At 40.5% G+C, this 25,423-nt stretch carries 22 protein-coding genes; 10 read left to right on the forward strand and 12 right to left on the reverse strand.

The window, feature by feature from the left end; translation table 11 throughout:
• Position 1 precedes the first annotated feature (1 nt).
• From ACT29I_RS03155 to ACT29I_RS03180, 6 genes are all read right to left on the reverse strand, one after another.
• Entirely contained in the window at positions 2-1,129 is a 1,128-nt protein-coding gene (locus tag ACT29I_RS03155; protein ID WP_444792678.1) for a chorismate-binding protein, read from the reverse strand.
• Between the two features lie 2 nt (positions 1,130-1,131).
• The gene (locus tag ACT29I_RS03160) at positions 1,132-2,181 is read right to left on the reverse strand and encodes a nucleoid-associated protein (protein ID WP_430932291.1); all 1,050 of its coding nucleotides are present in this window, start codon (positions 2,179-2,181) and stop codon (positions 1,132-1,134) included.
• Between the two features lie 248 nt (positions 2,182-2,429).
• Positions 2,430-2,807, reverse strand: a complete 378-nt coding sequence (locus ACT29I_RS03165; protein WP_444792679.1) for a DUF2200 domain-containing protein — start codon at positions 2,805-2,807, stop codon at positions 2,430-2,432.
• Between the two features lie 19 nt (positions 2,808-2,826).
• On the reverse strand, positions 2,827-3,276 hold the full coding sequence (locus ACT29I_RS03170) for an SRPBCC domain-containing protein (protein ID WP_444792680.1): 450 nt from the start codon (positions 3,274-3,276) through the stop codon (positions 2,827-2,829).
• Positions 3,277-3,600: 324 nt separating this feature from the next.
• A complete protein-coding gene (locus ACT29I_RS03175; protein WP_444792681.1) occupies positions 3,601-4,062 on the reverse strand; it encodes a hypothetical protein in 462 nt (153 codons plus the stop codon).
• Between the two features lie 69 nt (positions 4,063-4,131).
• Positions 4,132-7,080, reverse strand: a complete 2,949-nt coding sequence (locus ACT29I_RS03180) for a TolB family protein (RefSeq protein WP_444792682.1) — start codon at positions 7,078-7,080, stop codon at positions 4,132-4,134.
• Between the two features lie 263 nt (positions 7,081-7,343).
• On the opposite strand from ACT29I_RS03180, the gene ACT29I_RS03185 reads away from it, so the two are divergent.
• Together ACT29I_RS03185 and ACT29I_RS03190 are read left to right on the forward strand one after the other, a co-directional pair.
• Positions 7,344-9,032, forward strand: coding sequence for an alpha-amylase family protein (locus tag ACT29I_RS03185; RefSeq protein ID WP_430932296.1), 1,689 nt, complete (start codon positions 7,344-7,346; stop codon positions 9,030-9,032).
• A gap of 133 nt (positions 9,033-9,165) precedes the next feature.
• The gene (locus tag ACT29I_RS03190; protein ID WP_430932297.1) at positions 9,166-9,489 is read left to right on the forward strand and encodes a hypothetical protein; all 324 of its coding nucleotides are present in this window, start codon (positions 9,166-9,168) and stop codon (positions 9,487-9,489) included.
• A gap of 76 nt (positions 9,490-9,565) precedes the next feature.
• Here the strand turns inward: ACT29I_RS03190 and ACT29I_RS03195 are convergent, their stop codons facing one another.
• From ACT29I_RS03195 to ACT29I_RS03220, 6 genes are all read right to left on the reverse strand, one after another.
• Positions 9,566-10,852 (reverse strand): metallophosphoesterase, encoded by a 1,287-nt coding sequence (locus ACT29I_RS03195; RefSeq protein ID WP_444792683.1) that lies wholly within the window; start codon positions 10,850-10,852, stop codon positions 9,566-9,568.
• A 150-nt stretch (positions 10,853-11,002) separates the two neighbouring features.
• Positions 11,003-11,314: a hypothetical protein gene (locus ACT29I_RS03200; RefSeq protein WP_430932299.1), complete on the reverse strand. Its 312-nt coding sequence runs from the start codon at positions 11,312-11,314 to the stop codon at positions 11,003-11,005.
• A 205-nt stretch (positions 11,315-11,519) separates the two neighbouring features.
• Positions 11,520-12,689 carry a DUF4861 family protein gene (locus ACT29I_RS03205; protein ID WP_444792684.1) on the reverse strand — a complete coding sequence of 390 codons (1,170 nt, stop codon included), beginning with the start codon at positions 12,687-12,689 and terminating at the stop codon, positions 11,520-11,522.
• Between the two features lie 8 nt (positions 12,690-12,697).
• Complete coding sequence (locus ACT29I_RS03210) at positions 12,698-13,495, reverse strand: gluconate 5-dehydrogenase (protein WP_430932301.1); 798 nt, start codon at positions 13,493-13,495, stop codon at positions 12,698-12,700.
• Between the two features lie 233 nt (positions 13,496-13,728).
• Positions 13,729-14,565 carry a 5-dehydro-4-deoxy-D-glucuronate isomerase gene (kduI, locus tag ACT29I_RS03215; RefSeq protein WP_430932303.1) on the reverse strand — a complete coding sequence of 279 codons (837 nt, stop codon included), beginning with the start codon at positions 14,563-14,565 and terminating at the stop codon, positions 13,729-13,731.
• A gap of 163 nt (positions 14,566-14,728) precedes the next feature.
• Complete coding sequence (locus ACT29I_RS03220) at positions 14,729-15,790, reverse strand: LacI family DNA-binding transcriptional regulator (RefSeq protein WP_430932304.1); 1,062 nt, start codon at positions 15,788-15,790, stop codon at positions 14,729-14,731.
• 223 nt (positions 15,791-16,013) lie between these two features.
• Here ACT29I_RS03220 and uxaC point away from each other — a divergent pair, with 223 nt between their 5' ends.
• From uxaC to ACT29I_RS03260, 8 genes are all read left to right on the forward strand, one after another.
• A complete protein-coding gene (gene uxaC / locus ACT29I_RS03225) occupies positions 16,014-17,420 on the forward strand; it encodes a glucuronate isomerase (RefSeq protein ID WP_430932305.1) in 1,407 nt (468 codons plus the stop codon).
• A gap of 11 nt (positions 17,421-17,431) precedes the next feature.
• Positions 17,432-18,469: a PfkB family carbohydrate kinase gene (locus ACT29I_RS03230; protein WP_430932306.1), complete on the forward strand. Its 1,038-nt coding sequence runs from the start codon at positions 17,432-17,434 to the stop codon at positions 18,467-18,469.
• Between the two features lie 365 nt (positions 18,470-18,834).
• A complete protein-coding gene (locus tag ACT29I_RS03235; protein WP_430932307.1) occupies positions 18,835-19,506 on the forward strand; it encodes a bifunctional 4-hydroxy-2-oxoglutarate aldolase/2-dehydro-3-deoxy-phosphogluconate aldolase in 672 nt (223 codons plus the stop codon).
• Between the two features lie 114 nt (positions 19,507-19,620).
• The gene (locus ACT29I_RS03240) at positions 19,621-20,466 is read left to right on the forward strand and encodes an SDR family oxidoreductase (protein ID WP_430932308.1); all 846 of its coding nucleotides are present in this window, start codon (positions 19,621-19,623) and stop codon (positions 20,464-20,466) included.
• A 134-nt stretch (positions 20,467-20,600) separates the two neighbouring features.
• Positions 20,601-21,821, forward strand: a complete 1,221-nt coding sequence (gene uxuA / locus ACT29I_RS03245; protein WP_430932309.1) for a mannonate dehydratase — start codon at positions 20,601-20,603, stop codon at positions 21,819-21,821.
• An 89-nt stretch (positions 21,822-21,910) separates the two neighbouring features.
• Positions 21,911-22,990 carry a sugar kinase gene (locus ACT29I_RS03250; RefSeq protein ID WP_430932310.1) on the forward strand — a complete coding sequence of 360 codons (1,080 nt, stop codon included), beginning with the start codon at positions 21,911-21,913 and terminating at the stop codon, positions 22,988-22,990.
• Between the two features lie 23 nt (positions 22,991-23,013).
• Positions 23,014-24,288: a lactate racemase domain-containing protein gene (locus ACT29I_RS03255; protein ID WP_444792685.1), complete on the forward strand. Its 1,275-nt coding sequence runs from the start codon at positions 23,014-23,016 to the stop codon at positions 24,286-24,288.
• A 145-nt stretch (positions 24,289-24,433) separates the two neighbouring features.
• Positions 24,434-25,417, forward strand: a complete 984-nt coding sequence (locus tag ACT29I_RS03260) for a TRAP transporter substrate-binding protein (protein ID WP_430932313.1) — start codon at positions 24,434-24,436, stop codon at positions 25,415-25,417.
• Positions 25,418-25,423 lie beyond the last annotated feature (6 nt).

A 25,423-nucleotide genomic window follows, 5' to 3' on the forward strand; every position in this document is an offset into this window, starting at 1 on the left:
CTTATTTTAAAACCCTACAATGATTTTTTCCATCAATCACATCATCCATCACACTCATCATCGTTTCCGCCTTCAATTCCGTTTCCTGCCACTCTTTCTCTACTTCCGAACCCGCTGTTATTCCGCCTCCCAAATATAAATCTACACCACCTTTCACAAACTTCATACTCCTGATATTCACGAACAGTTTAATGTCGTTTGGTTGAATTCTTCCCAAAAAGCCGGCATAAACAGAACGTTCATGACGTTCAACCTGATGAATCACTTTCATGGACGCCAACTTTGGCAGACCACATACGGCAGGAGTTGGGTGCAAATCGTTAATAAAACTCCCCAACCTTGTGGCAATATGATCTATCTTAAAACTATATTGCGTTTTTAAATGCGCCATTTTTCCCGCGACAATGGTTTCGGGTCCATCCACTTTGGCATCCTCAATTCCGTATTTGGCCAAAACACCTGTCACAAAATCAGTAACTATCTGTTGTTCGTCCATTTCTTTTTCGCCCCAGTTAGCCTTAACTTGTCCATTATTCTTTAGGGTTCCCGCCAGCGAAACCGTGGTTCCCAGTCCTTGCTCAGCTTTAAAAAGCAACTCCGGGCTTGCTCCCGTCCATAAACCTGTTTGCGGCGTATAGAACATAAAAGCATATGCCCCGGGATAAGCCTGACTTAGTGTGAAATAAAAATCCGAGGCCAAATTTCTTTCCAGTCCATCATGGTGTTTTATTCTGGATAAGATGGCTTTTGAAACTACACCGGATTTGATATTGGCATATAATTGAGCGAACTGATCTGTATAATCCGAATAATCAGCGTAAAATGATCCTGAATGATCTTCTTCCGGGAAGGCGCTTATCTTTTTTATTTCCGCCCAAACCTTTTCACTTACTTCCGAGGAATCTATTTGATAATCAACATCCAAACACAAGACCTTAGATTGATCTAAAGAGAATGGCGCAATGGTAAAAATATCTCCGATTGAAAAAATATCCTCAACATCCCTTTCCAGAACCGATTTGGATATAATCAAAATATCTTTACCTGAATGAGGCAAATTATAAATTGCAAAAGGTATATCATGCGCAATGCAATATTGTAGTAGCTCCGATTGATCGTTTTTCTCCACTCCTAGCTTTCTATTTCGTAATAAAGCGTGTAATAATTCAATCCTTTTTGTTGATCGTACCCTCTTTCTACATAATCCCTACGCCCATGAATATACACGTGAAAGTTTTTATCCAACTTTAAAATAGATTTGAATGTGCTTTTCTGACCTTTTACCGCACTTTTGGAGATATCAAACTCTTCCTTTAAGGGCACGCTCGATTCTTGCTGATAACTTTCTTTATAATCCTTAAACGCCTCTATCACCTCGGGTTGCCCAATCACTTCATGCTCAAAGTTAGCCTCGTTAAAGTTATCCTTACTGTTAAAAAAATCCATGGATTTGTTCAGCATATCAATCTGGTCGGCACGCGCCACCTCGTTCTCCTTGTTGTACACGTTATCCACAAAACCACGGCACATCTCCATGTAATTGCGTGTGAAGTAATAATTATCCTCGCGCGGTTGAAGGCCTAAAAAGTCGTCCACCCAAAAACGGGCCTCATTACCTTTGTTAATATTATCGATAGAGCAAATTTTATAGCCCTGATCTTGTTCCGTATTAAAAATCAAACAGCCTTTATCTAGCTTTTTAATATTAATTCCCTCTTGTGTACCCAGCTCAAAGTTTTGATCCTTCAAGTAAACCTTCAGAAACGTTTCTTTATTTTCCGATTTAAAAATTCCAATGGCATTTACCAACTCTCCGTCCACCACCACATTGCTAAACATGGCCATATAAAACTCCCCACCCCTTATTTTAGGATGATTGGAGTTCTCATACAAGTACTCGGCTATTTGTATGGATGAATCGTAAAATTTCGAAACATCATCAAACAACATTTGCGTTGTGGAATAAACCGGATTGTTATTTATGTCTTCGGGATGGAAGAAATTATAATAAGCATCATCCTTAAATGGCTTGAAAAAATAGTTCAGTAATACATCCGAAACAATTTCATCGTCCTGCAGGTGCATCATGTCTTTTGAAAAGCGCATAGGTTCGGCCTCGGCCCTGCAGCCCACTTGGTGTACTACCATCTTATCAATAGTAGCTTGCGAAAAATCAATCATTGCTTATCATTTTTTTAACAGCCTACAAATATAATAATTCAGGATGAACAGAGCCTGTTCCGCCCTAAAAAAAGCGGAAGCGACAAAGAGTCAATGAGTTTTTTTGTTACAGCCACTGGTAACATAGTGCGAAATCCAAAGCACAAACTTATCAAGTCGTTACATCGTTTATTTCATATTATTTTGTTCATATTTAGCACTCTGCCCGCATTACGTTCACCATTAGCAACCGTTTTCTTTTTTAGAAGTCATGGGACAGGTTCATCATTACGTAAAATCTTCTCCATTTTTCGTCCTTTTGCCAATTCATCTACCAATTTGTCTAAATATCTTACTTGTTGGGTCAATGGATTATCTATTTCTTCAATTCGATAACCACATATTACGCCCTTAATGAGATGGGCATTAGGGTTCAGTTCCGCGTTTTGAAAGAATGCTTCAAATGTTGCTTTCTCAGCAATAAGTTCTTGTACTTTGAATTCATCAAAACCGGTTAGCCACTCAATCACTTGATGCAGTTCTTCTTTTGTTCTTCCTTTCTTTTCGACCTTTGTCAAGTAATGAGGATAAACAGAAGCAAATGTCATTTTTGCTATTCGCTGGTTATGTTCAGATGTCACTTTCATGATATATTAATTTTTACTGTCAGCCATTTTCATTTTTTCTCATAAAATCATATGCTCCCTTCCGAAGTTGTATTCCATATTCCAGATAGGCTTTCATGCAGGCAAGAAAATTTGCCCATCCCGCAGTATTACCAATAACCCATTTCAGGTTATGTTCATTAAATTTCTTTCCGCTTTCGGTAACTTTTACTACAGTACTTTTGTCAGGAAGAGATTCTAATACCATGTTTACAACGGTTTCTGGATCCCAAACAAATGAAACTGAACGATTGGTTTCAATCTTAATTTCTTTCACTGGATACTTGTCGGCAAATTCTGGAAATTTCCAAATCACTTCTTTTCCTGATTCCAGTCGTCCGCTACTTTCTGAAATAAAATATTGGGTCATTAGCATGGGATCTACAATCCCTTCAAAAACTTCTTCTATCGGTTTCTGAATTTGTAAAGTGGCTTGAGACATAAGTTTCATCTTGATTTTTTTTAAATTATATAGATAAGATTTATTGCTAATTGGTCTCTTACAAATTGACGTTAACGCTGCGAATAGGGCTGTATTTAAAAGATAACAAATAAGCCCCCAAAAATTCCTTAAATAGATAAAACAACAAATGTCTAATTTGTTTTGTTTTCTTTTGCGTGGGGAAACCCTAATACCCTGTTGACAAAACAGGTCGGCTTTGCAAGCTCTTTGTTAAAGACTGGGATTAAGCGCTGGCCCGTGAGGCTTTGACAATGGTGGTGTCCTTAAAACCATCGGTTTCTCCTTTGCCCCGGTTTTGTACGACATATTTTATTATTTACTGGATTGTTTTTTTTCAGCTTCTTTTTTTAAGTCGTTAGAAAACTTTTCAAATGATTCATCAAAGGGAGGTATCATTTTAGAAAACAATGGAAATAATGGTCCACCAATTTTTTCTGACATAACAAAGTTTGTTTGTCCGTTTAAGTTTGGTGTCAATTTGTATTCTCGTTTACCCATAGCGTCACCCCAAACCAATCGTTTTTCTGGTTCAAATACGCTAACGGAAAGTTTGAAAACTCTTTTTGGGTCAAGATACGATTTGAGTTGTATCTTTTCTCCAAGTGCAATTTTTCCATCAATGGAAATAATAGTTGAATTCCAATTAGGATAATCCTTTGCATGGGTTAGCAAGCCCCAAATTGTCTTAGGATCGGCTTGAATGTCGATACTTACAAAGGTTTCCCTGCTAAATAACTTTTTGGTTGTCGTTGCTTTGCCATTTGACTTTGTCATGATCTTTTTATGTAATGTTAAAATTATATCTGTCGGTTAATATCTACACTGTTGCTAAAGCATTACTGGTTAGTGGCCAATAGAAAAACCCGAAATATTGATCCCCAATAAAAATTCATGCTTATTCTGATTCGTTTCCAGAAGTCTCGCATATCGATATCCTACCGTAAACGGAAACATAAACCTACATGCATGAACTTCGCCCCTTAGTTCGAAACCGGTGGAACTGAAGTTTTTATTTACATCTACGATCTCGCCCGAAGTAAATTCAGTTTCCCGGAATGTTCTGGAATAGTCGTAAAACAGATTGGCTGTCACCCTTTTCAGGTAAATCACGCCCGACAGGTTTAAATCGGGATTGCAAACCGGAAAAATATAATCTCCCTTAAACGAATACATCCGGTCGTTTGGCTTAGAATTATATCCTCTTGGAGCAGAAAAATAATTACCCAAAGTTTGGTGAAGCACTAATCCACCATCTTCATATTCATCCCCCATTGTTTTATGCTGATAACTATTATCAACCCGTATGGAATGATGCTTCATAAATCCAGGCAGGTAAACTCTTGAATATAATCCCAGTATTCCACCTGCATCCATATTGCCCCAGGGCGTACTTTGGTAAAGGACTTGCGCTATCTGCCCCCATCTGGTTGTCACATCCCGTTCCGAACGACGCAATAGACGATGAAAATACAGTGAATATTCCAAGGTACGGTAGGCTATGTCAGGAACATTAATAATGTCCGTCTCGGTAACCTCTCTGCCAAATCTATTCTCTGCCGTCCTTACAACATCAATATCATACCCCGTACGTTTCAATACGCCATATCCTATTGAGGGCTGCAGGTAGGTGCTATACTTTCCTCGGGTAAGGTTAAACGGCAATGATATATCTAATTTTACTTCTGTCTGTATTCTTTTTTGATTGATACGATAAGCTATTGTGTCATCATTATCAGTATATTTTATCCGGTCATCACCATGTTTCACTTCCAAATCAATTACGGGATACCATCCCTGGTATTTAAAGTTAAAATAATATTTTTCGAGACTTTTCTGCGCATCGGCATTCAATCCCAAAGAAGTACTTGCCGTGCCCAGTAAATTCTGTGATAAAGCCGTAACACCAGCACCAACCTGCTCATCGTTAACGTTTATAAAACCTGGTGCCCAACTATGGAAGTTTAAAAGGTTCCATTTGGAATATTTCTTCACTTCATAATCGGAAACGGTATCTACCGAAGAAAATTCCGGTTTACGCATTTCCTGAGCAGATAATACCTCGTGCAGTTTTACAGAATAATCATTCACATTGTTCAACGGAATATTCAGGACTTCTTGCTTTTTAGCCATGACCAATTGATACCCATTGGCCGTGTAATTGCAATACACCAAGACATTACCATCCATAATAGCCCCTGTTGATCCGTATTTGGATTGAGTAACCTGGCTTATCTCCCCATTTTTAACCGAATAAATTTCCTCGGTTCCACTATAGCCCGCAGTAAATAATATTTCATTATCCATTCCCCATTTAGGTAACGAGATATCCTGAAATGACGGTTCTGTAATTCTTTCCCATTCTTCATTTTCCAAATCGAGCATCGCTATTTCCTTTCCTTCCGATGATAAGGCAATGCAAACAATCTTGGTTCCATCCATACTCCACGATGGGGTAAACAAATAATTGTTATTACCATGTTGTAATTCTCGCAATACAGTTCCCGTCTTTTTATCCAGAATAACCAATCGATAATTGTTTCTATTATCCACACGTACCGCAACAATATTTCTACCATCGCTGCTTAAAGCAGGTGAAAGGTAACGGGACTTGCGGGTAATTTTGGTAATTTTTTGGGTCGGCAGATGATAACATTTAATGACTGAAAACATCCTGTTTTCCCATCTGGGATCCGGCTCCAGTTCTGCCCAACACAATGTTTGATTGGCATATGAAAAGGGTTCGTTGTTTCTGCTTCCCGGAACGAACAAATCCCTCACTTCACCCCCCTTATCAACGCTCACAAAGCGGCTAACTTCTCCCGGCCCGGAGAGTTCTGCCGCATAGCTATTCTGGCCCAATGCAACCGGATACTGATAATTCACATAATCCATGGATAATTTTGTGATGTCCTCAAAACCACTTTTTTGCGTTACACTATCCTGCCTCTCCCATTGTTGCTTTAATTCCCCAAAAGTACTTTGGTACAGATCTACTTTGTTTAAACTTGTAACTTTTTTCTGCCCCTGATTAAAAGGAGTGATGACCAGGGGATTTCGACCTGTGTGGTAGAGCGCTTTTTCCCACACATCACTTCCGTACCTTGCCCGTGCTCCTGCTACCAGCTGGTAACCCATTTCGTAATGGTTGGGCACATAATCCCTGTAAGAGCCAAACATCGCTTTTTCGTATGAATAGAGTCGTTTATCCATAATTTGCGCCCTTATGCCCTGTTCAAACCAGGGCGAACGGCCACGACCTGACTTGGTCAATGCTGTTTCCGCGACCACAGCATCACCCTCCAAAAACCACATAGGAACAAACAAACCCAACGAAGCGCCCACCGCCTGCTCACCTAAAATATAGGATAGCATCTTTGTAAAACCATCATTCAGCTTGTCCAATTGTACCACGTGCCTAAACTCGTGCAAGGCCAATTGCTGCAGCCAATCCTGTGCGTACATATGCTGGTTGGGGTTGTTGTACAGCTCTATTCGTTTGGGCGCCCACGACACAAATCCATTTGAATAAGCCGTCTCGCTGTGCACCAACACATTTATCCTGCGTGGCTTATGCTGTAATGAGTTACCTCCATATTTATACACCTCCTCCAATATCTTGGCTACATATTGTCCTTTTTCGGTAAACTCCCTGGGAAAAACAACCCTAAAGTTTTTTGTTTCAATCCTGTTCCATTTAATACTTGCCGGGTCAGCCCCCGATGTGTAATATTGCGATATTAAAACCTTTGGGAGTATGGCTATAAGAATAAATAACTTTTTATAAATGCGCATTTAGTTAGTTTTATGCTTCCCGAATTACGTTGACACTAATTCAAATAAGTGCACAAATAACAAAAAAAAATGATTCGATAGTCATTATTTCTCATAAGACGCACATTCATACCTTTGGTTTAACAAACATTTCAATAAACCAACAATTATTTTTCGTGGGTTCAATCAAAAATAAGGCACAACCATTCATTAAAAAATGTATTTTTATCGCTTTATTGCTAATCCCTGCAAAATTCAATAACCAGAATTAATTGATCAACCATATGAACAAAATAATTATATACCAAGTACTTACACGGCTTTTCGGAAACAAAATACGTACCAACAAAAAACATGGTAATATCGAAGAAAATGGGTGTGGTAAGATGAATGATTTTACGCAAAAGGCGCTGCGTGAAATTAAAGAACTTGGAACAACTCATATTTGGTACACGGGCATTATTGAACATGCTATAGTCACTGACTATAGTCAATACAATATAGCCAAAGATTACCCTGAAGTAATTAAAGGAAAAGCAGGTTCGCCCTATGCCATAAAAGATTACTATGATGTTAACCCTGACCTGGCGGTTGATGTAGATAACCGAATAAAGGAGTTTGAGAAGCTTGTTGACAGAAGCCACCAGGAAGATTTAAAGGTAATTATTGACTTTGTGCCCAATCACCTGGCCAGGAATTATGTTTCCGATGTTAAACCTGATGGAGTCAGAGATTTTGGAGAAGACGATAACACAAATGTTAATTTCGACATCAATAACAACTTTTACTATTTGCCCGGCGAAGAGTTTGACGGCCCCGTTACAGCCAGAGGAGCGGAACATCTTATCGAGAATCCCGCTAAAGTAACAGGTAACGATTGCTTATCAGCCAAGCCGGGGATAAACGACTGGTACGAAACAGTTAAGCTGAATTACGGAATTGATATATTCAAAAACCGGGAGAAGCACTTTGACCCGATACCGGATACCTGGCAAAAGATGCTGGATATATTATTATACTGGTCGGCAAAAAAAATAGATGGTTTTAGGTGCGATATGGCTGAGATGGTACCTGTGGAGTTCTGGCACTGGGTTATCCCAAAAGTAAAGGAACAATACCCACAGGTGGATTTTATCGCGGAAGTATACAATCCGGATTTGTACAGACAGTATATCACTTATGGTGGTTTTGATTACCTCTACGACAAGGTGGGTATGTACGACACACTCAAAAACATCATTCAAGGACACGAAAAACCTTCGGCAATAACCAAGGCGTGGGACGTGTTAAACGGAATTCATCAGCACATGCTCTTCTTTTTGGAGAACCATGACGAACAACGGATCGCCTCCCCTTTTTTCGCAGGCAATGCACATAAAGCAATCCCTGCCATGGTTGTTTCCGGGGCCATCTATTCTAACCCATTGATGCTTTATTTCGGACAGGAATTGGGCGAGGAAGGCATGGATAACGAAGGGTATAGCGGAGCAGACGGAAGAACAACCATATTTGATTATTGGGGCGTTCAATTATTTCAGGATTGGGTGAACGATGGCAACTACGATGGCGGACAGCTTTCTGAGGAAGCAACTGAATTAAGAAGGTGGCATAAAAACTTTTTAAACGTCATAAGAAACAACGAAGCCATTAACCATGGCAAATTTTACGACCTAATGTGGTCGAATGAAGACAATGTCGCTTTTGATAGTACGAAATTATTTGCTTTCTTACGCTATCATAACAAGAAAATATTACTGGTCATCGTTAATTTCTCCGGCGAGAAATTTCAGGGTAGAATAAAAATACCCGCTCATGCATTCTTCACCATGGGCACCGAAAGCCAAAAATTCTTTAGAGGGCTTGACATCCTTAGCCCTAAAAACAAAATTAGTTTCCCGCAGGAAGTGGCGATAGCCAACGGTGCCGGCTTTAAAATAGAACCTTATTCGGGCAGAATGTACCAGCTGCAATAGATACCCAAACGTACCTATATTCTATTTATATGCGATTTAAATTGGATACCAATACATTTATCCGCTTTTAAAACTGAATCTAAAATGGTATATTATTCGGGTATTTGTTTAATCAGTAATTGGAGGACCACTCATGGCAAACGTTGATTTATCCGTAAAAATTTCATTAGACGACTCCCAGTTTATTCAAGTGGGAGAGCATATCTATACCACTTTGGAATGTATTAACAACGAAGAGCAAAGTATACATTTTATTGAAGAAAAGTGTCTTCATATTCTCAAAAAATTTGAAGGTAGACTGACCGACAAAATCATTAAAGATTGGCTTATTTTATCCAAAGCTTTGGATCAAACCTGCGGTTACTCCAACCGATGGGACGACGATAAAATTATCGAAGAATTAATTCGAGGTGAAGAACATCCTGTTTCGTGGTATGTTCAAAATTGCTGCGCATAAATACGCATTGGTTCATTAGGCATTGGTCATTGGTTAAATCCATACATATACTACTGACCAATAACTATTGACCATTTTACATCGGCTCCGTACCGATTGGACCTTTGGCCAATTCAAGTACAGTGATCTCCGGGTGCATACCAATACGTGCCGGCATTCCTAAAAAGCCCAGCCCGCGATTAACGTACATATATTGGTTTTTATGCTGATAAAGACCATCCCAACGTTTAAATTTATATTTGGCCGGACTCCACCTAAACCCTCTCCAGTCAATGCCGAACTGCATACCATGGGTATGGCCGGCCAACGTTAAATCATAATCGGTTTTATCGGTTACCTCAGCATCCCAATGGTCGGGATCGTGCGACAACAATACTTTAAAGGGGTAGTTTTCGGTTCCTTTCATGGCTTTCTGTAAATCGCCATACCTTGGAAATGGATCATTCCCCCAATTCTCCACACCTGTAACAGCAATCTCCTCTCCATCAATATCCAACGCAACCGATTGATCCCTTAGCAACCTGAATCCGAATTTCCTGTGTGCATCGACAATTCCTTTAAAATTCTTTTCCTTTTCTTTGGCATCGGCCCAGTCGGTATAATCTCCATAGTCGTGGTTACCTAATATGGAAAATTTACCATACTTAGCCTTCAGTCGACTAAATACCTTTTCCCAACCCAGTGTTTCCTCGTAAAAGTTATTCACCAAATCACCAGTAAAGAAAATGGCGTCGGCTTGCTCATTATTAATAATATCTACAATCCCTTCCAGTTTATGGTAGTTACTGGCGAAGGAACCCAAGTGTACATCGGATATATGGACAATTTTGAAACCGTCGAAAGCAGTTGGAAGATTAGGAAAATTTAACCGTTGATGGCGAGTAAAAAAGTTAAAACGCCCCTTGTGCATTCCAAACAGTAAGGAGACAAATGGCGCAGTGGCAAAAATTATTCCTACCTGACTTAAAAATTTCTTCCTGCTGATTTTGGGATATCTAATAGTAGTTTGCTCTTTGGAGTATCTTTTGTTTTTGACGGTTTCAATAACCCTTGAGAATAGTAATATCACAAAATAGTAAAACAAAAAGAATATCTTGGGCAGGTATATTAAAGCAAATATGATATTTGCAATCATAAACCAGAGGTAAAACTCGAATGATGCAGCTGAACGAATCTGAAGCGCAAAAAATAAGTATGAAAGAATTTCCAGAGCTGGAAACACACCTAAAAGTACTATGCCGATCCACTTGTAGTGCTTGTTATCAACATCCTCCCGCTCTCTCTTCCAAACCCAAAGCCCCAATAAATCAACAATGGCAATAAAAACCGCAATAATTAAAAAACCTGATATTGTTATCTTCATCTCAACATTAAAAATTACCCCACATCATTGCTAAAATACCCAGTTCTCCAAATCCAGGCAATATTACGGAATAATCACTTAATGTTGTATTAATAAAAGTTAAAGTGTAATAAATTAATTTTCATCGGAATCATTCGAATAATTAAAAGGCTAATTAAGTCCTTTTTCGATGGGAGAGAATTTTTCAGTTTTAAACCCCGTTTGTTCCCTTTCGTAAATACAAATATGATGACGACTAACTAAATTGTTTCGATCGTTCTCCGATAATCTTTTCCAAAACTCAAACCTTTCCTTCAGGTCAAGCTGGCGTACCTCACCAAAACCACAGTTACATGCCTGTTCTTTTAACGGACAATCGAACAACAACCCTGTATAATCCATTATTTCGTCATTTATACTACTCATTTCCAATATCCAGTTTATGCCAAGCCCAAAGAATTCTGCCAATAACGCTTTACGCATTAACCTTGGCTAATTTAGAATGAATAACTTTACCATCCAAGTCAATTAGTCTAAAAATATATTGCTTTAATCATCAATTACATAACGTTTCTCACAAAGCGTTTATTGCGTGCATTAATTAAAAGTTATTTTTTGGATAGATGCAAAAAAAAACTCCGAAGATTTACCTCCGGAGTTGTCCTGTTTTATTCAGAAAATCATAATATTACTTAACTTTAGTCACTAAAGGTTTATTTATAGTTTTCCTAAAATTTGTCAAATATTCTTCCCAGGCTTGTTTGTTCTTAAATTGCTTGCTTCCACTCCAGGCAAAACCAGTATAATACTCCACTTTTCCATCAATCACCTTTAAGTGCAGCAACAAGTGACTTTTATCTTTTACGTCAGACACTATTTTGGATGTTCCCGCAAAATATTTGGCGTCTGCTACAATCGCATTTCCCAACTCCTCGCCAAAATGAGGCGACCAATAACTGGCCCATCCGGATTCTTCATCTACCGAGATCTCACCTAACTTATCATGCAAAGTAATTCCTGCCGTTAAGGTATCCGTTCCTTCAACCTCAATAACAAACTTCGTTAGGTTACTTCCCAAATCGATAGATACTTTTTTCCTTTCCTGAATGGTACTTTCCCCGGCCAGATAAGGAGCGTAATCCAAATCAAACTCGGTTCGGATTGGTCCGTTTGTTAATACCTTGTATCCTGTATAGTTCAGGTGTGGAAACAATTCTCCGTCAACCATTACACCTGTTCCTCCACACCCGCAACTTGGACCTACGTGGTAGTTATCCAGGCCTTCGCCATGGTCGTTATGGTAATAACCAATTTTTTCGGTATTGCCTTTGTACCATTTATCTATAATGGAGTAATCTACCTTCTTCAACCAACAATCCACCCCACCCGAAAGTGTTCCTCCTTTTTCGCCGGCTTCTACCATTCGCTGCGCTTCAGGTCCATATACACGAAAGGCGACTTTATCATTTTCCCAGGTAAAATCGTCGGTACGTTCAGGTACAAAACGGGCAAATGTTTTTACTTCTGTCGGCTCAAGCTCTGTTTTACCTTCCTTAATTACAAAATTTTTAGTTTCGGAAGCTTTCAGTGCTGTTTGAAAAATAACAGTTTCAGATACCCCATCCTGGTTTTTATCCAGTAATTGACTTCGTATCTCCATTCCGCTTTTTTCATCCAACACTATTATCCCGTGGTCAACCTTCAGTTCTGCCAGGGCAAGCTCAACCGTTTCAATACCTCTATCCATGTTTAGTGGATTAGTGACTGAAACCTTTATTTGATTTTGACTACAATCGCAACTGCCCAATAAGAGCAGTAGCGACATAAAAGAAATAAGTCTAAGCATCATATTCATCATACGACAGTTTAAATTTCGTTTTCACCTTTCACGTAGCCAAAGTTAGCCAAAATACCTCCGTCGACATATAAAATGTGACCGTTAACGAAATTTGCTGCAGGGGAAGAAAGGAACAAACAAGCGTTACCAACATCCTCAGGCTCTCCCCAACGTCCTGCAGGAGTTCGTGTCATCACCAAATCGTTGAATGGGTGACCGCCCACACGGATAGGAGCCGTTTGCGAAGTAGCAATATATCCCGGTCCGATACCATTGATTTGCAGGTTATATTTGGCCCACTCACATGTCATGTTTTCTGTTAACAGTTTCAATCCACCTTTGGCCGCCGCATAAGCCGAAACATTCTGTCGGCCGTAAACACTCATCATCGAACACATGTTGACGATTTTTCCCTGACGACGCTCTATCATTCCCGGAGCGATACGTTTGGCCACAATTAACGGAGCTACCAAATCAACATCGATCACTTGTTCAAAATCCTTGATAGGCATATCCAAAATTGGCACACGCTTGATGATACCTGCATTGTTTACCAATATATCGATAGGGCCAACCTCTTTTTCAATTTGGCTAACTCCTTTATCAACATCTTCTTCGCTGGTTACATTGAAATTAACCGTGTAAACATCAATACCATCTTTAGCGTACTCAGCTTTACATTCCTCAAGTTTCTCATCGTCAATATCGTTTACACAAAGCTTAGCACCTGCTTTGGCCAAAGCTTTACCACAGGCCATTCCAATACCATGAGTTCCACCTGTTACTAATGCAATTTTTCCGTTTAAGTCAAATAATTCGTTAATCATATTTTTAAATTTATAACAATGTTTTTATGCAATCGTTTGCACTTTTGTATAAAAAAATCGTAACGTTATATTTTATAATTTCTTGTTTCCGAAATCCAGTCAATAGCTTTGCTATTTCCTTTTTTACCAACCTCGAATTTAACGAATTACACGAATTCAAAACAGCGTTGCTGTTTGGTTATCTATTAATAGAATCAATTCACTCAACTCGTATAATTCGAGGTTAAAAAACTCTATCTTAATTCGTCAGCCTGACGCATGTCCATATCAGTATAATCCAGGTTCTCTCCAGCCATACCCCAAATAAAGATGTAGTTAGAAGTACCTGCAGCACTGTGAATACTCCATGAAGGAGAGACAACCGCTTCTTCGTTTTTCATCCAGATATGACGGGTTTCATCAGGATCGCCCATAAAATGGCAAACTGCCTGACGCTCCGGTACCTCAAAATAGAAATAAGCTTCCATTCTACGGTTGTGCGTATGCGATGGCATCGTGTTCCACACACTTCCCGGCTTTAACTCTGTCATTCCCATTTGCAGCTGACAAGTCTCTATCACCTCTTTCACCAACAACTGATTAATCTGACGTTCATTTGAAGTCTCCAGACTTCCCAATTGCAATACGTTAGCATCGGACAGGGTAACATGACGAGAAGGTAATTCCTTGTGTGCTGGGGCCGAGTTCATATAAAGGTGAGCCGGCTTGCTGGCATCTATCGATTCAAAAACAACATCTTTAACACCTCTACCCAAATACAAAGCTTCCTTGTATTTTAAAATATACTCGGTTCCGTCGGCCAATACTTTTGCATCACCACCCACGTTTACAATTCCCATTTCGCGACGCTCCAGGAAATACTCAGCCTTTAATTCGTCATGCGCTTCTAGTTTAATCGGAGCATCCGTTGGAACAATACCTCCAATTATATACCTGTCATAAAACGAATATACCATACTCACTTCTCCAGGAATCATCACCTTGTCAATCAAAAATTCTTTGCGGATACGATTCGTATCATAGCTTTTCATATCCTCAGGATGAACTGCATACCTTATTTCAAAATTCATAGTTCTTTTTTTAAATTGTTAATATTCTATATATTTAATCATTTATCGCTAAAGCCGATTCGTTTTATATTTCCTGTCACTACCTTAAAATGTAGCCTTAGATGACAAACCCTATATTCGGTCCCACTTTAAAACTGCAAATCTTCTGTCATCTATACTCGAGTTATTGTCGCCACGAAGAATCCCTGACGATCAATCGCGTTGGAATTATCTCTTCCTCTTCCCAATGTTTGCCTTCCAGGTTTTTTATCATTGCTGTTGCCACGCGCGTTCCCATTTCAAACGCGTTTTGTTCCACTGTGGATAATGTTGGATGAATAAGTTCCGAAAAAGGCTCGTTGGCAAATCCAACCACTCCAAATTCATCAGGTACATTGATCTTCATTTCTTTTAGCCCATCCAAAACCCCTAATGCTGCAAAATCCCCGGCGCAAAAAACAGCGTCCGGTTTATCCTTGCCGAAAGCCTTTTTAATAGCATTATATCCCGCCTCACGGGTTATTGTATCCTCATACACCAAGGAGACATCCACGATTCGCCCTGCTTCCTCAATCGCTTTCACATAACCCCTGTACCTTTCTTCATAGGCTTTTAAGGTTCTGGTTCCCGCCAAATGGCCTATTCTTTGATAACCACTTTTAATCAGATGTTTGGTGGCCAGATACGCTCCCGTAAAATTATCGTTCAATATTTTTGAGCTTTTTAGTGAAGGATTTACACGGTCGAACTGTACTACTGGAATACCACGCATGATAACCGCTTCGATATGTTCGTAAGTCTGAGTCTGCACCGAGAGCGACATGATGATACCCCCCACATGGTTAGCCAGTAACATATTAATAGCCTTTTGCTCCTTTATGAAATTTTCGCCACTCTGCACTATTAATAAGGTATAACCAGCTGGATTCAATATTTCTTCAACTCCACTGATTACGTTACTGAAGAAATGGCGATTGATCCTGGGCACTATCATTCCGATAGTATCGCTCCTACCCTTTCGCAATGAAGCAGCAATCACATTCTGTTGATACCCCATCTCTTTCGCCTTCTTCGTCACCAGCTCCCTCGTTTTCAAACTCACACGGGCATTTCCGGCCAACGCTCTCGACACAGTTGATGGCGTGACATTCAACTCTTTGGCAATATCACTTATGGTTATTCTTTTCATCAATAAATTATTCCACCACAAAAATACAAACGTTTGCACAATTTCCAACAAAATCATGACAAATTTATTTTTTCGCTGCCAAAATATTCCCACATAAAAAATTAACATTTTAATCCGCAACAATCCCAATCCCCTTATCAACCTCTATTTATAAGCTATTTAAGCAGTCCTTCTACCTACAAGTATCCCAAATTAAATGTTAAAATTTTTGGTTATATTAAAATTGTTCGTACTTTCGTGTTCGTTAACGGCATTATACGGCAAATTGAAAAAACACATCATGATCAATAAAACTTTTATACACGATGACTTTGTCCTGGAAAACGACACTGCTCATCAATTATACCATAATCATTCTGCAAACAAACCAATTATCGATTTCCATTGCCATTTAGACCCCAAAGCAATAGCCCAGGATTACAAATATGACAATTTGGGTGATATGTGGTTAGGCGGCGATCATTACAAATGGAGAGCGATGCGCATTAATGGTATCAACGAAAAGTTTATTACCGGTGATGCTACCGATAAAGAGAAATTTATGAAGTGGGCAGAAACTGTTCCGTACACAGTTTCTAATCCCCTTTACCACTGGACCCATTTAGAATTGGCCCGTTGTTTTGGCATTAACGACTTGTTATCCCCTAAAACGGCGGAGAAAATATACAACGAGACAGCTGAGATGTTAAAGGCTCCTGAGTTTAGTACAAAAAACTTCATCCAACGAATGAATGTTGAAATGATTGGGACTACGGACGACCCGGCCGATTCATTAGAATATCATCAGCAATTAATCGACGATGGATTTGAGGTAAAAGTATTACCTTCGTTTAGAGCAGACAATGTGCTAAAAACAGACAATTCAACTTTCTTTATTACTTACGTTGAGAAATTAGGCCAGGCTGCCGATGTTTCCATTTCTACTTTTACCGAATTAATTGAGGCTTTGGATCGCAGACACGAGTTTTTCCATACTATGGGAGCCCGGATTTCAGACAGTGGTCCTGACCGCTTTTACTTTGCACCTTATACACAGGAGGAAGTTTCGGCCATCTTTGTTAAATTAATGGATGGCAAAGCAATTTCCCCGAAAGAAAAAGAAAAATACAATACCGCTGTTATGGCCGAATTGGCCAAAATGAACCACAAACGATGCTGGACACAGCAATTTCACGTGGGTGCATTGCGAAACAACAATACCCGCATGTTCAATATTTTAGGCGCTGACACTGGTTTTGATTCCATCCATGATTCACAGCCAAGTGTAAAGATGTCGCAATTCTTAAACTACTTGGATAGCACCGACCAATTGGCACAAACAATATTGTACAATTTAAATCCGGCGGACAACCAGATGTTATTGACCATGTGCGGTAACTTCGCAGATGGTTCAAGCGTTTCGAAAGTGACTTATGGGGCGGCTTGGTGGTTCCTGGACCAGAAAACTGGAATGGAACGACACCTTGAAGACTTATCGGCACTTAGTTTATTGAGCAGGTTTGTGGGAATGGTAACAGATTCAAGAAGTTTTCTATCCTACCCCCGTCACGAATATTTCCGCAGGATTGTGTGTAACTATGTGGGTAAAGAGGTTGAACGGGGCTTGATCCCCGATGACGAAGAAATTCTAGAGAACGTGATCGAAGGAATTTCTTACAATAATGCAAAATCATACTTTAACTTTTAATAATAAATACCATGGCAAAGAAAGTAGTAACCTTTGGAGAAATAATGCTCCGTTTTGTAACTCCTCAATACCAGCGCTTTTCGCAGGCAACTTCATTTAATGCTTCATACGGCGGCGGCGAAGCTAACGTGGCAGTTTCGTTGGCAAACTATGGCATTGATGTTTCATTTATAACTCGTTTACCAAAAAACGACATTGCAAAAGCATGCGAGATGGAACTTAAAAAGCACTCTGTTAACACAGAATACATTGTATACGGAGGCGACAGATTAGGAACGTATTATTTAGAGACAGGTGCTGTAGCCCGTGCTAGTAAGGTAGTATACGATAGAGCTTACTCTGCATTTTCTGAAATTAAACCAGGAATGGTGAACTGGGAAGAAGTATTCAAAGATGCGGATTTCTTCCATTGGACTGGGATTACCCCGGCTGTTTCTCAAGGTGCTGCCGACGCCTGTTTAGAGGCCATTAAAGTAGCCAACAGAATGGGCGTAACCGTTTCGACAGACCTTAACTACCGCAAAAATCTTTGGAAATATGGTAAAACAGGTGGTGAAGTAATGCCTGAATTAGTAGCTGGATGCGATATAGTTTTAGGTAACGAAGAGGACGCAGCTATGATGTTGGATATCCATCCGGAAGGCGTAGACGTAACCGGCGGTCACGTTGAAGCCGAAGCATACAGAAGTGTTTCTCAACAAATTATGGCCAAGTACCCCCGTGTTAAAAAGGTAATTACTACTTTAAGGGGTTCGATTAACGCCAACCATAACTCCTGGTCGGGCGTACTATACGACGGCAAAACTTTGTTCCAAGCTCCTACATACCAAATCACACATATTGTAGACCGTGTTGGCGGTGGTGATTCATTTATGGGTGGCCTTATATACGGTTTATTGACCTACGATGGCGACGACCAAAAAGCATTAAATTTTGCTACAGCAGCATCATGCTTAAAACACACTATTCACGGCGACTACAACCTGGCAACTGTTGAAGAAGTAGAGAAGTTGATGGGTGGTGACGCATCAGGTCGTGTATCAAGATAAAAAGTTTGCGTTAAAGCGGATGTGTTGTATTTCATTCTTAATCAAATTGATGGTCAAGAATATAGTTTTTGAAGGAAATTTAGAGATCGGATTTTGCTAGGTTAACGAACCAGATTAAAATCCACAATAACAGATTTACATACTTCATCCGTATTAAATCAAAATCTTATCAAAGATAGGTTGCATAAGGTTTTGAGAAGCGGCTTTTACAATTACAACTTTATTACGATGATAGATTGTTAGAATTGAAAACAACAAAGTCTTTCGGGCAAAAAAGATTTTTTCATCAACACCTTAAGGGGTAAAATAGTTCGAAGCAATCTATCATCATTTTTTAATCATGGTCAATAAAAAATATAAATATAATGGCTAAATATTCAAAATTAGAGGTTTTTCAAGCGATGAAAGAAACAGGCGTAGTCCCTGTATTTTTCCACTCAGATATTGAGGTTTGTAAAAACGTGGTAAAATCATGTTATGATGGCGGGATTCGTGTTTTCGAGTTTGTTAACCGTGGTGATTTTGCGCATGAAGTTTTTGGTGAGCTAAACAAGTACGCCGCAGAAAATCTACCAGGAATGATTCTCGGTGCTGGTTCTATCGTTGAAGAAGCAACAACTGCGCTGTATATACAATTAGGTGCAAACTTTATCGTTTCCCCCCTATTAAACGAGAACATGGCTAAAATCTGTAACCGCAGAAAAGTGATGTGGTCACCCGGATGTGGAACAATCTCAGAAATCAACAAAGCGCAGGAGCTTGGTTCTGATTTGGTGAAGTGTTTCCCTGCTTCGGAAGTTGGCGGGCCTTCTTTTGTAAAAGCGGTTAAGGCGCCAATGCCCTGGACTGACATTATGCCTACAGGAGGGGTTAATCTTGCCAAAGACAACCTGGAAAAATGGTTTGCCGCAGGTGTAACTTGTGTCGGCATGGGATCGGCCCTCTTCCCAAAAGATATTATGGCCAGCAAAGACTGGAAAGCACTTACCAATATGGTAAAACAGCTCATGGCCGATATTAAAGCAGTAAGAAAATAATAAAATATCACGTAGCAAGACCGAAAGTATCAAGACGTGTGTGCCCTCACTAGTTCTATACTTCTAAAAAAATCTTGATACTTGATACCTCATACTTGATACTATAAAACGAAAATGATGGTGCCCTTAAATTTAAAAGATAAAGTAGCGGTTGTTACCGGTGGCGGCGGCGTGTTATGCTCCACTATGGCTAAAGCACTAGCTTCGCACGGTGTAAAAACAGCTATTCTTGATCTTAACCTGGAAGCTGCCGAAAAAGTAGCCGCGGAAATTACAGAACAATACGGAACAACCTCACTGGGCATTTCAGCCAGTGTTCTGGACAAAAAATCGTTGGAGGCGGCAAAGGCTGTGATCAACGAAAAATTAGGCACGGTAGATTACCTGGTTAACGGTGCCGGTGGTAATGCCGCCTCTGCTACAACCAAAGCAGAATTCCTTACCGATGACCTGTTGAATAATCTTGAAGACACTTTCTTTGGATTAGAGATGGAAGGTTTCGATAAGGTATTTGCCTTAAACTTTCAAGGAACCTTACTTCCATCGATGGTTTTCGCCAAGGACATGCTGGATAAAAAGGAAGGTTCGATCATCAACATCTCGTCGATGAATTCTTACACTCCTCTGACCAAGATTCCTGCCTACTCTGCCGCCAAGGCGGCAATCAACAACTTTACTCAGTGGTTGGCCGTTCACTTCGCCAAAACAGGGATTAGAGTTAACGCTATCGCGCCCGGGTTTTTATTGACCAACCAGAACCGCTTTCTGTTGATTGACGAAAAAACTGGCAAAGCAACCCCGCGTGGCGAAAAAATTATCAGAAACACGCCAATGGAGCGCTACGGTGAACCTGAAGAGTTAGCGGGAACTATGCTTTATCTACTTTCCGACTGGTCCAACTTTATTACAGGGGTTGTAGTGCCCGTTGATGGAGGTTTTAGTGCCTACTCAGGAGTGTAAGCTTAAACATAGATAAGAGATTTTTAGTTTTCTCACACTGTCATTTTTCCGTTACCCGGATATTTAGATAGGCGGAAAATCTCACAACTACCCCAAAACTGTAAAATATTAATTAAGATAAAAGCTGGATAATTATGGCTATGGAACAAACTTGGCGCTGGTATGGCCCAACAGACCCGGTAACTTTGGCGGATATTCGCCAAGCCGGTGCAACAGGAATTGTAACCGCTTTACACGAAGTACCAATTGGCGAAGTGTGGACCGAGGAAGCAATTGCCAAAAGAAAAAGACATATTGAAATTGACGACTCAGTAACCCCGCCAGTACCCAGAGGTTTAAATTGGAGTGTTATTGAAAGCATTCCTGTTCACGAGGCCATTAAACAAGGCAAGCCAGACCGTGATATGTGGATTGAGAAATATAAAGAAAGTATTCGCAATGTGGGCAAAGTTGGCATTCCTGTTTTGACCTATAACTGGATGCCTGTTGTTGACTGGACACGTACCAATCTGGAGATGGAACTGGACGATGGTGCCAGAGCATTACAATTCGACATTCACGAATACATTGCTTTCGACCTTTATATGCTGCAGCGAGAAGGTGCTGAAAAAGAATATACCCCCGAACAAATTGAAGCTGCAAAAAGGAAATTTGAGTCCATGGATGCAGAAAAGAGATACATCCTGGAAAAGAATATTATTGCAGGATTACCTGGTGGTCAGGAAGGCTACTCCATCGAAGAATTTAGAGGACGCCTGGCTGAATATGACGGGATTAATTCTGACCAATACCGTGCGAACCTGAAATATTTTCTGGAACAGATTGTTCCTGTCGCCATTGAATCCGGTGTTCGTTTGGCCATCCATCCCGATGATCCCCCGGTTTCTCTTTTCGGATTACCCCGCGTGGTTAGTACCGAAAGCGATTTACAATTTATCGTAAATATTGTAGACAGTATTTATAACGGTTTATGTGTTTGCACAGGTTCTCTGGGAGTTCGCCCGGACAATGACCTTCCTGGCATCATTACCCGTTTAGGGGACAAAATCAACTTTTTACATTTAAGAAGCACCCAACGCGATGCAGACGGAAGTTTCCACGAGGCAAGCCATCTGCAAGGAAATGTGGATATGTACAACGTTATTGTGGCTGTGCTGAAAGAACAAAAGAAACGTACGGCAGCCAATCGTCGCGACGATCAGATTCCTATGCGTGCAGATCACGGACATACCATTTTGGACGATCTGAGAAAGAAAACCAACCCAGGTTATTCTGCGCTTGGTCTTCTTCGTGGACAAGCGGAATTACGTGGTTTGGAGATGGGGATCGAGAAAAGTGGTGTAGTTTATAAATAATCATTGTGTAACACCTGAGATTGATGCCTCTTTTTATTCATATATCAGGCAATCATTTTTTTAGCTATTAAAATCTTAAAAATCTACATATGTCTATCCAACTTAAGCAATATTGCAAATACGCTTTACTTGTACCAACAAGTATGGGAATCCGCATCACACCTGAGAACGGGCAACCGGTTCATGCCAGTGACACTTTTAAAATGCAGGCTACCAGTGCTGAGACAAATGTTGCCAGTATCTCATCTTATCTGGGCCTGCCTGTTAAGGTATTAACCTCCTTTGTTAAAGGTAGCCCCATAGCCCAATTTATTAAAAGCAACCTGAAAGCGCGCCATATGGATTACGAAGGTCCCGAGGTTGAGCAAGGTGATCCGTGGGGATACCGCCATCAAATCAATATTGCGGATAGCGGCTTCGGCTCGCGGGGCCCTCGTGTATGGAACGACAGGGCAGGCGAAGTAGGACGTACTTTGAATGTAAAAGATTTTGATTTAGAACGGATTTTTGGAGAAGAAGGCGTTGCGATTGTTCATCTATCCGGACTTGTTGCAGCACTATCCCCTGATTCGAGTAAGTTTTGTTTGGAAATAGCCCGTGCGGCAAAAAAACATGGAACCAGAATATCGTTCGACTTGAATTATCGGGCTTCTTTTTGGGTGAATCGCGAAGAAGAGCTACGTGAAATATTTACCGAGATTGCTTCTGTTTCGGATATCCTTATTGGTAACGAGGAAGATTTCCAGCTTTGTTTGGGCATCAAAGGCCCTGAAGCCGGAGGAAAAGGCATTGAAGAAAAAATAGACGGTTTCAAGGGAATGATTGAGCGGGTGAAAAAAACTTTCCCCAATGCTTCCGTATTCGCAACAACGCTGCGTGAAGTTGTTAGTGTTAACGAACATTTATGGGGTGCCATCGCACTGGCAGGCAACGATTGGCAGGTCATCAAACCTCGCCCTATCCATGTGCTTGACCGTATAGGAGGTGGCGATGGTTTTGTGGGCGGATTGTTATATGCCATACTCAAAGGGTGGGAAAGCGAAAAATGGCCACAGTTTGGCTGGGCCACAGGCGCTATGGCTACCACATTCTTAACTGATTATGCTCAACCTGCCGACGAAGAAATGGTGTGGAGTATTTGGGATGGTAATGCCAGGGTGAAGAGATAGTTTTCATCACTAACGCAAACGTTATGATATATTATGAACAAGGAGCAGCTGATGAAATATTAAGCAACGAAGATCTCCAAAAAGGATTGGAAATGGCGCTGGAAAAACTTGGGCACCGCAAAAAGGTGCTGGTTATCCCGCCTGATTTTACCCGTTTTCATTCCAAAGCCGGTGAGTTAACCACATACGCATTCAAATACTACGGTGAACATGTGCACGATATCTTACCGGCTTTAGGAACGCATGTTGCCATGACCGACCAGGAAATAAACACCATGTTTCCCGGTATTCCTCATCGTCTTTTCAGGGTTCATAACTGGCGAAACGATGTGGTTACCGTCGGGACCATTCCCGGCAAAAAAGTAGCCGAGATAACCCATGGTGCATTAAGTTATGATTGGCCTGCGCAAGTCAACAAGCTACTTTGGGAAGGCAAACACGACCTTATCTTATCAATTGGGCAGGTAGTGCCTCACGAAGTGATAGGAATGGCCAACTATAATAAAAATATTCTAGTGGGCACGGGAGGTTCAGAAGGCATCAACAAAAGTCATTTTGTGGGTGCTGTACATGGCATGGAAAACGTGATGGGTAGAGCCGACAATCCTGTTCGGGAAATCCTAAATTATGCTTCGGAGAATTTCATCAACCATCTGCCAATAGTGTATGTGCACACTGTAATAGGAAGAGATCCAGAATCCGGCCAATTGGTTACGCGAGGACTATTTATTGGCGATGATTATTCCGTGTTTACCAAAGCTGCCGCATTATCTTTGGAAGCGAACTTTACCATGTTGGATAAACCTTTCAAAAAGGCCGTGGTTTATCTTGACCCGTCCGAGTTTAAGAGCACATGGCTGGGCAACAAAAGTATTTATCGTACCCGTATGGCTATGGCCGATGATGGTGAATTAATCGTGTTGGCGCCTGGATTAAAAGAATTTGGTGAGGACAAGGAGATTGACCGTTTGATTAGGAAATATGGTTATCGGGGAACTCCTCATACCATGAAAATGCTGAAGGATAACAAGGAATTAGAAGAGAACCTTGGGGCGGCTGCTCACCTAATACATGGAAGTTCCGAAGGACGGTTTAACATTACCTACTGTCCCGGTCACCTAACCAAAGAAGAAATAGAATCGGTCAACTTTAAATATGCCGACTTGAATGGGATGATTGAAAAATATAATCCTGAAAAATTAACCGAAGGTTATAATACCATGCCCGATGGGGAAGAAATCTATTTTATCTCAAATCCTGCAGTTGGACTTTGGGCATATAAAGAAAGATTTATATAAAAATAAACATCAAAATACTATATTTGTGTAGAAATACAAACGTTTGCACAAAACAAACGGAAAAATCGAATCATAGAAATTGTGACAGGTAGCCATTATCTTGCCTAAAGCATTTCTACCATTTTAAATTAGAAAAAAACTATCTATGCGATTTAAATTAGCAGCATCAGTATTATTTGTTGGCCTTCTTTTATTTCTGGCAGGATGTAAAACTGCCAACAAGACCACTACCCTTAAGCTGGCCCATGGGCTCGATCCAACCCACCCCGTGCATAAAGCTATGGTTTTTATGGCCGATAAACTTGAAGAAGAATCGGAGGGCAAAATGAAAATGGAAATATATCCCAGCGGGCAACTTGGCGGCGAACAGCAATGTGTAGAGCTATTACAAATTGGAAGCCTGGCCATTACAAAAGTTTCCGCTGCCGTAATGGAAAGCTTTACGCCCAATTATCAGGTACTTGGACTTCCATATATTTTCAAGTCCAGGGAACATTCTTTTACGGTATTGGATGGTGCGATCGGAAAAGAATTCCTGAATTCCACGGAAAAATATAATTTGAAGGGGCTTTGCTTTTACGATGCGGGTTTCCGCAGTTACTATACCATTGATAAACCTATTAATTCTCCCGAGGATTTGAATGGCATGAAAATAAGGGTGATGAAAAGCCAGACGGCCATGAACATGGTAAAAGCGATGGGAGGTTCTCCAACACCAATCTCGTGGGGAGAGTTATACACGGCACTTCAAAGCGGGGTGGTTGACGGAGCCGAAAACAACCCTCCCAGTTTGTACACATCGCGTCATTACGAGGTTTGTAAAAAATATACCCTCAACGAACACACCGCCGTGCCTGACGTGTTAATTATAAGTACCGTAGTCTGGAACAAGCTGACAGAGCAAGAAAAAAAATGGTTACAAGCTGCCGCTGACGCTTCTGTTCCTGAAGAGCGCAGACTTTGGGCTGAGGCCGAACAAGAAGCTTTGGACGAAGTACAAAAGGCGGGTGTCGAAATTATCCGTCCCGATAAAGCTCCATTTATGAAAACTGTTGAAAGTATTTTTGATGGGTACAAATCTCAACCCGAGATTTACAGCTTAATTCAACGTATCAGAAACGTAAACTAACCGGTG

Origin of the sequence: Saccharicrinis sp. GN24d3 (assembly GCF_052400645.1) — a bacterium.
Taxonomy (GTDB): domain Bacteria; phylum Bacteroidota; class Bacteroidia; order Bacteroidales; family Marinilabiliaceae; genus Saccharicrinis.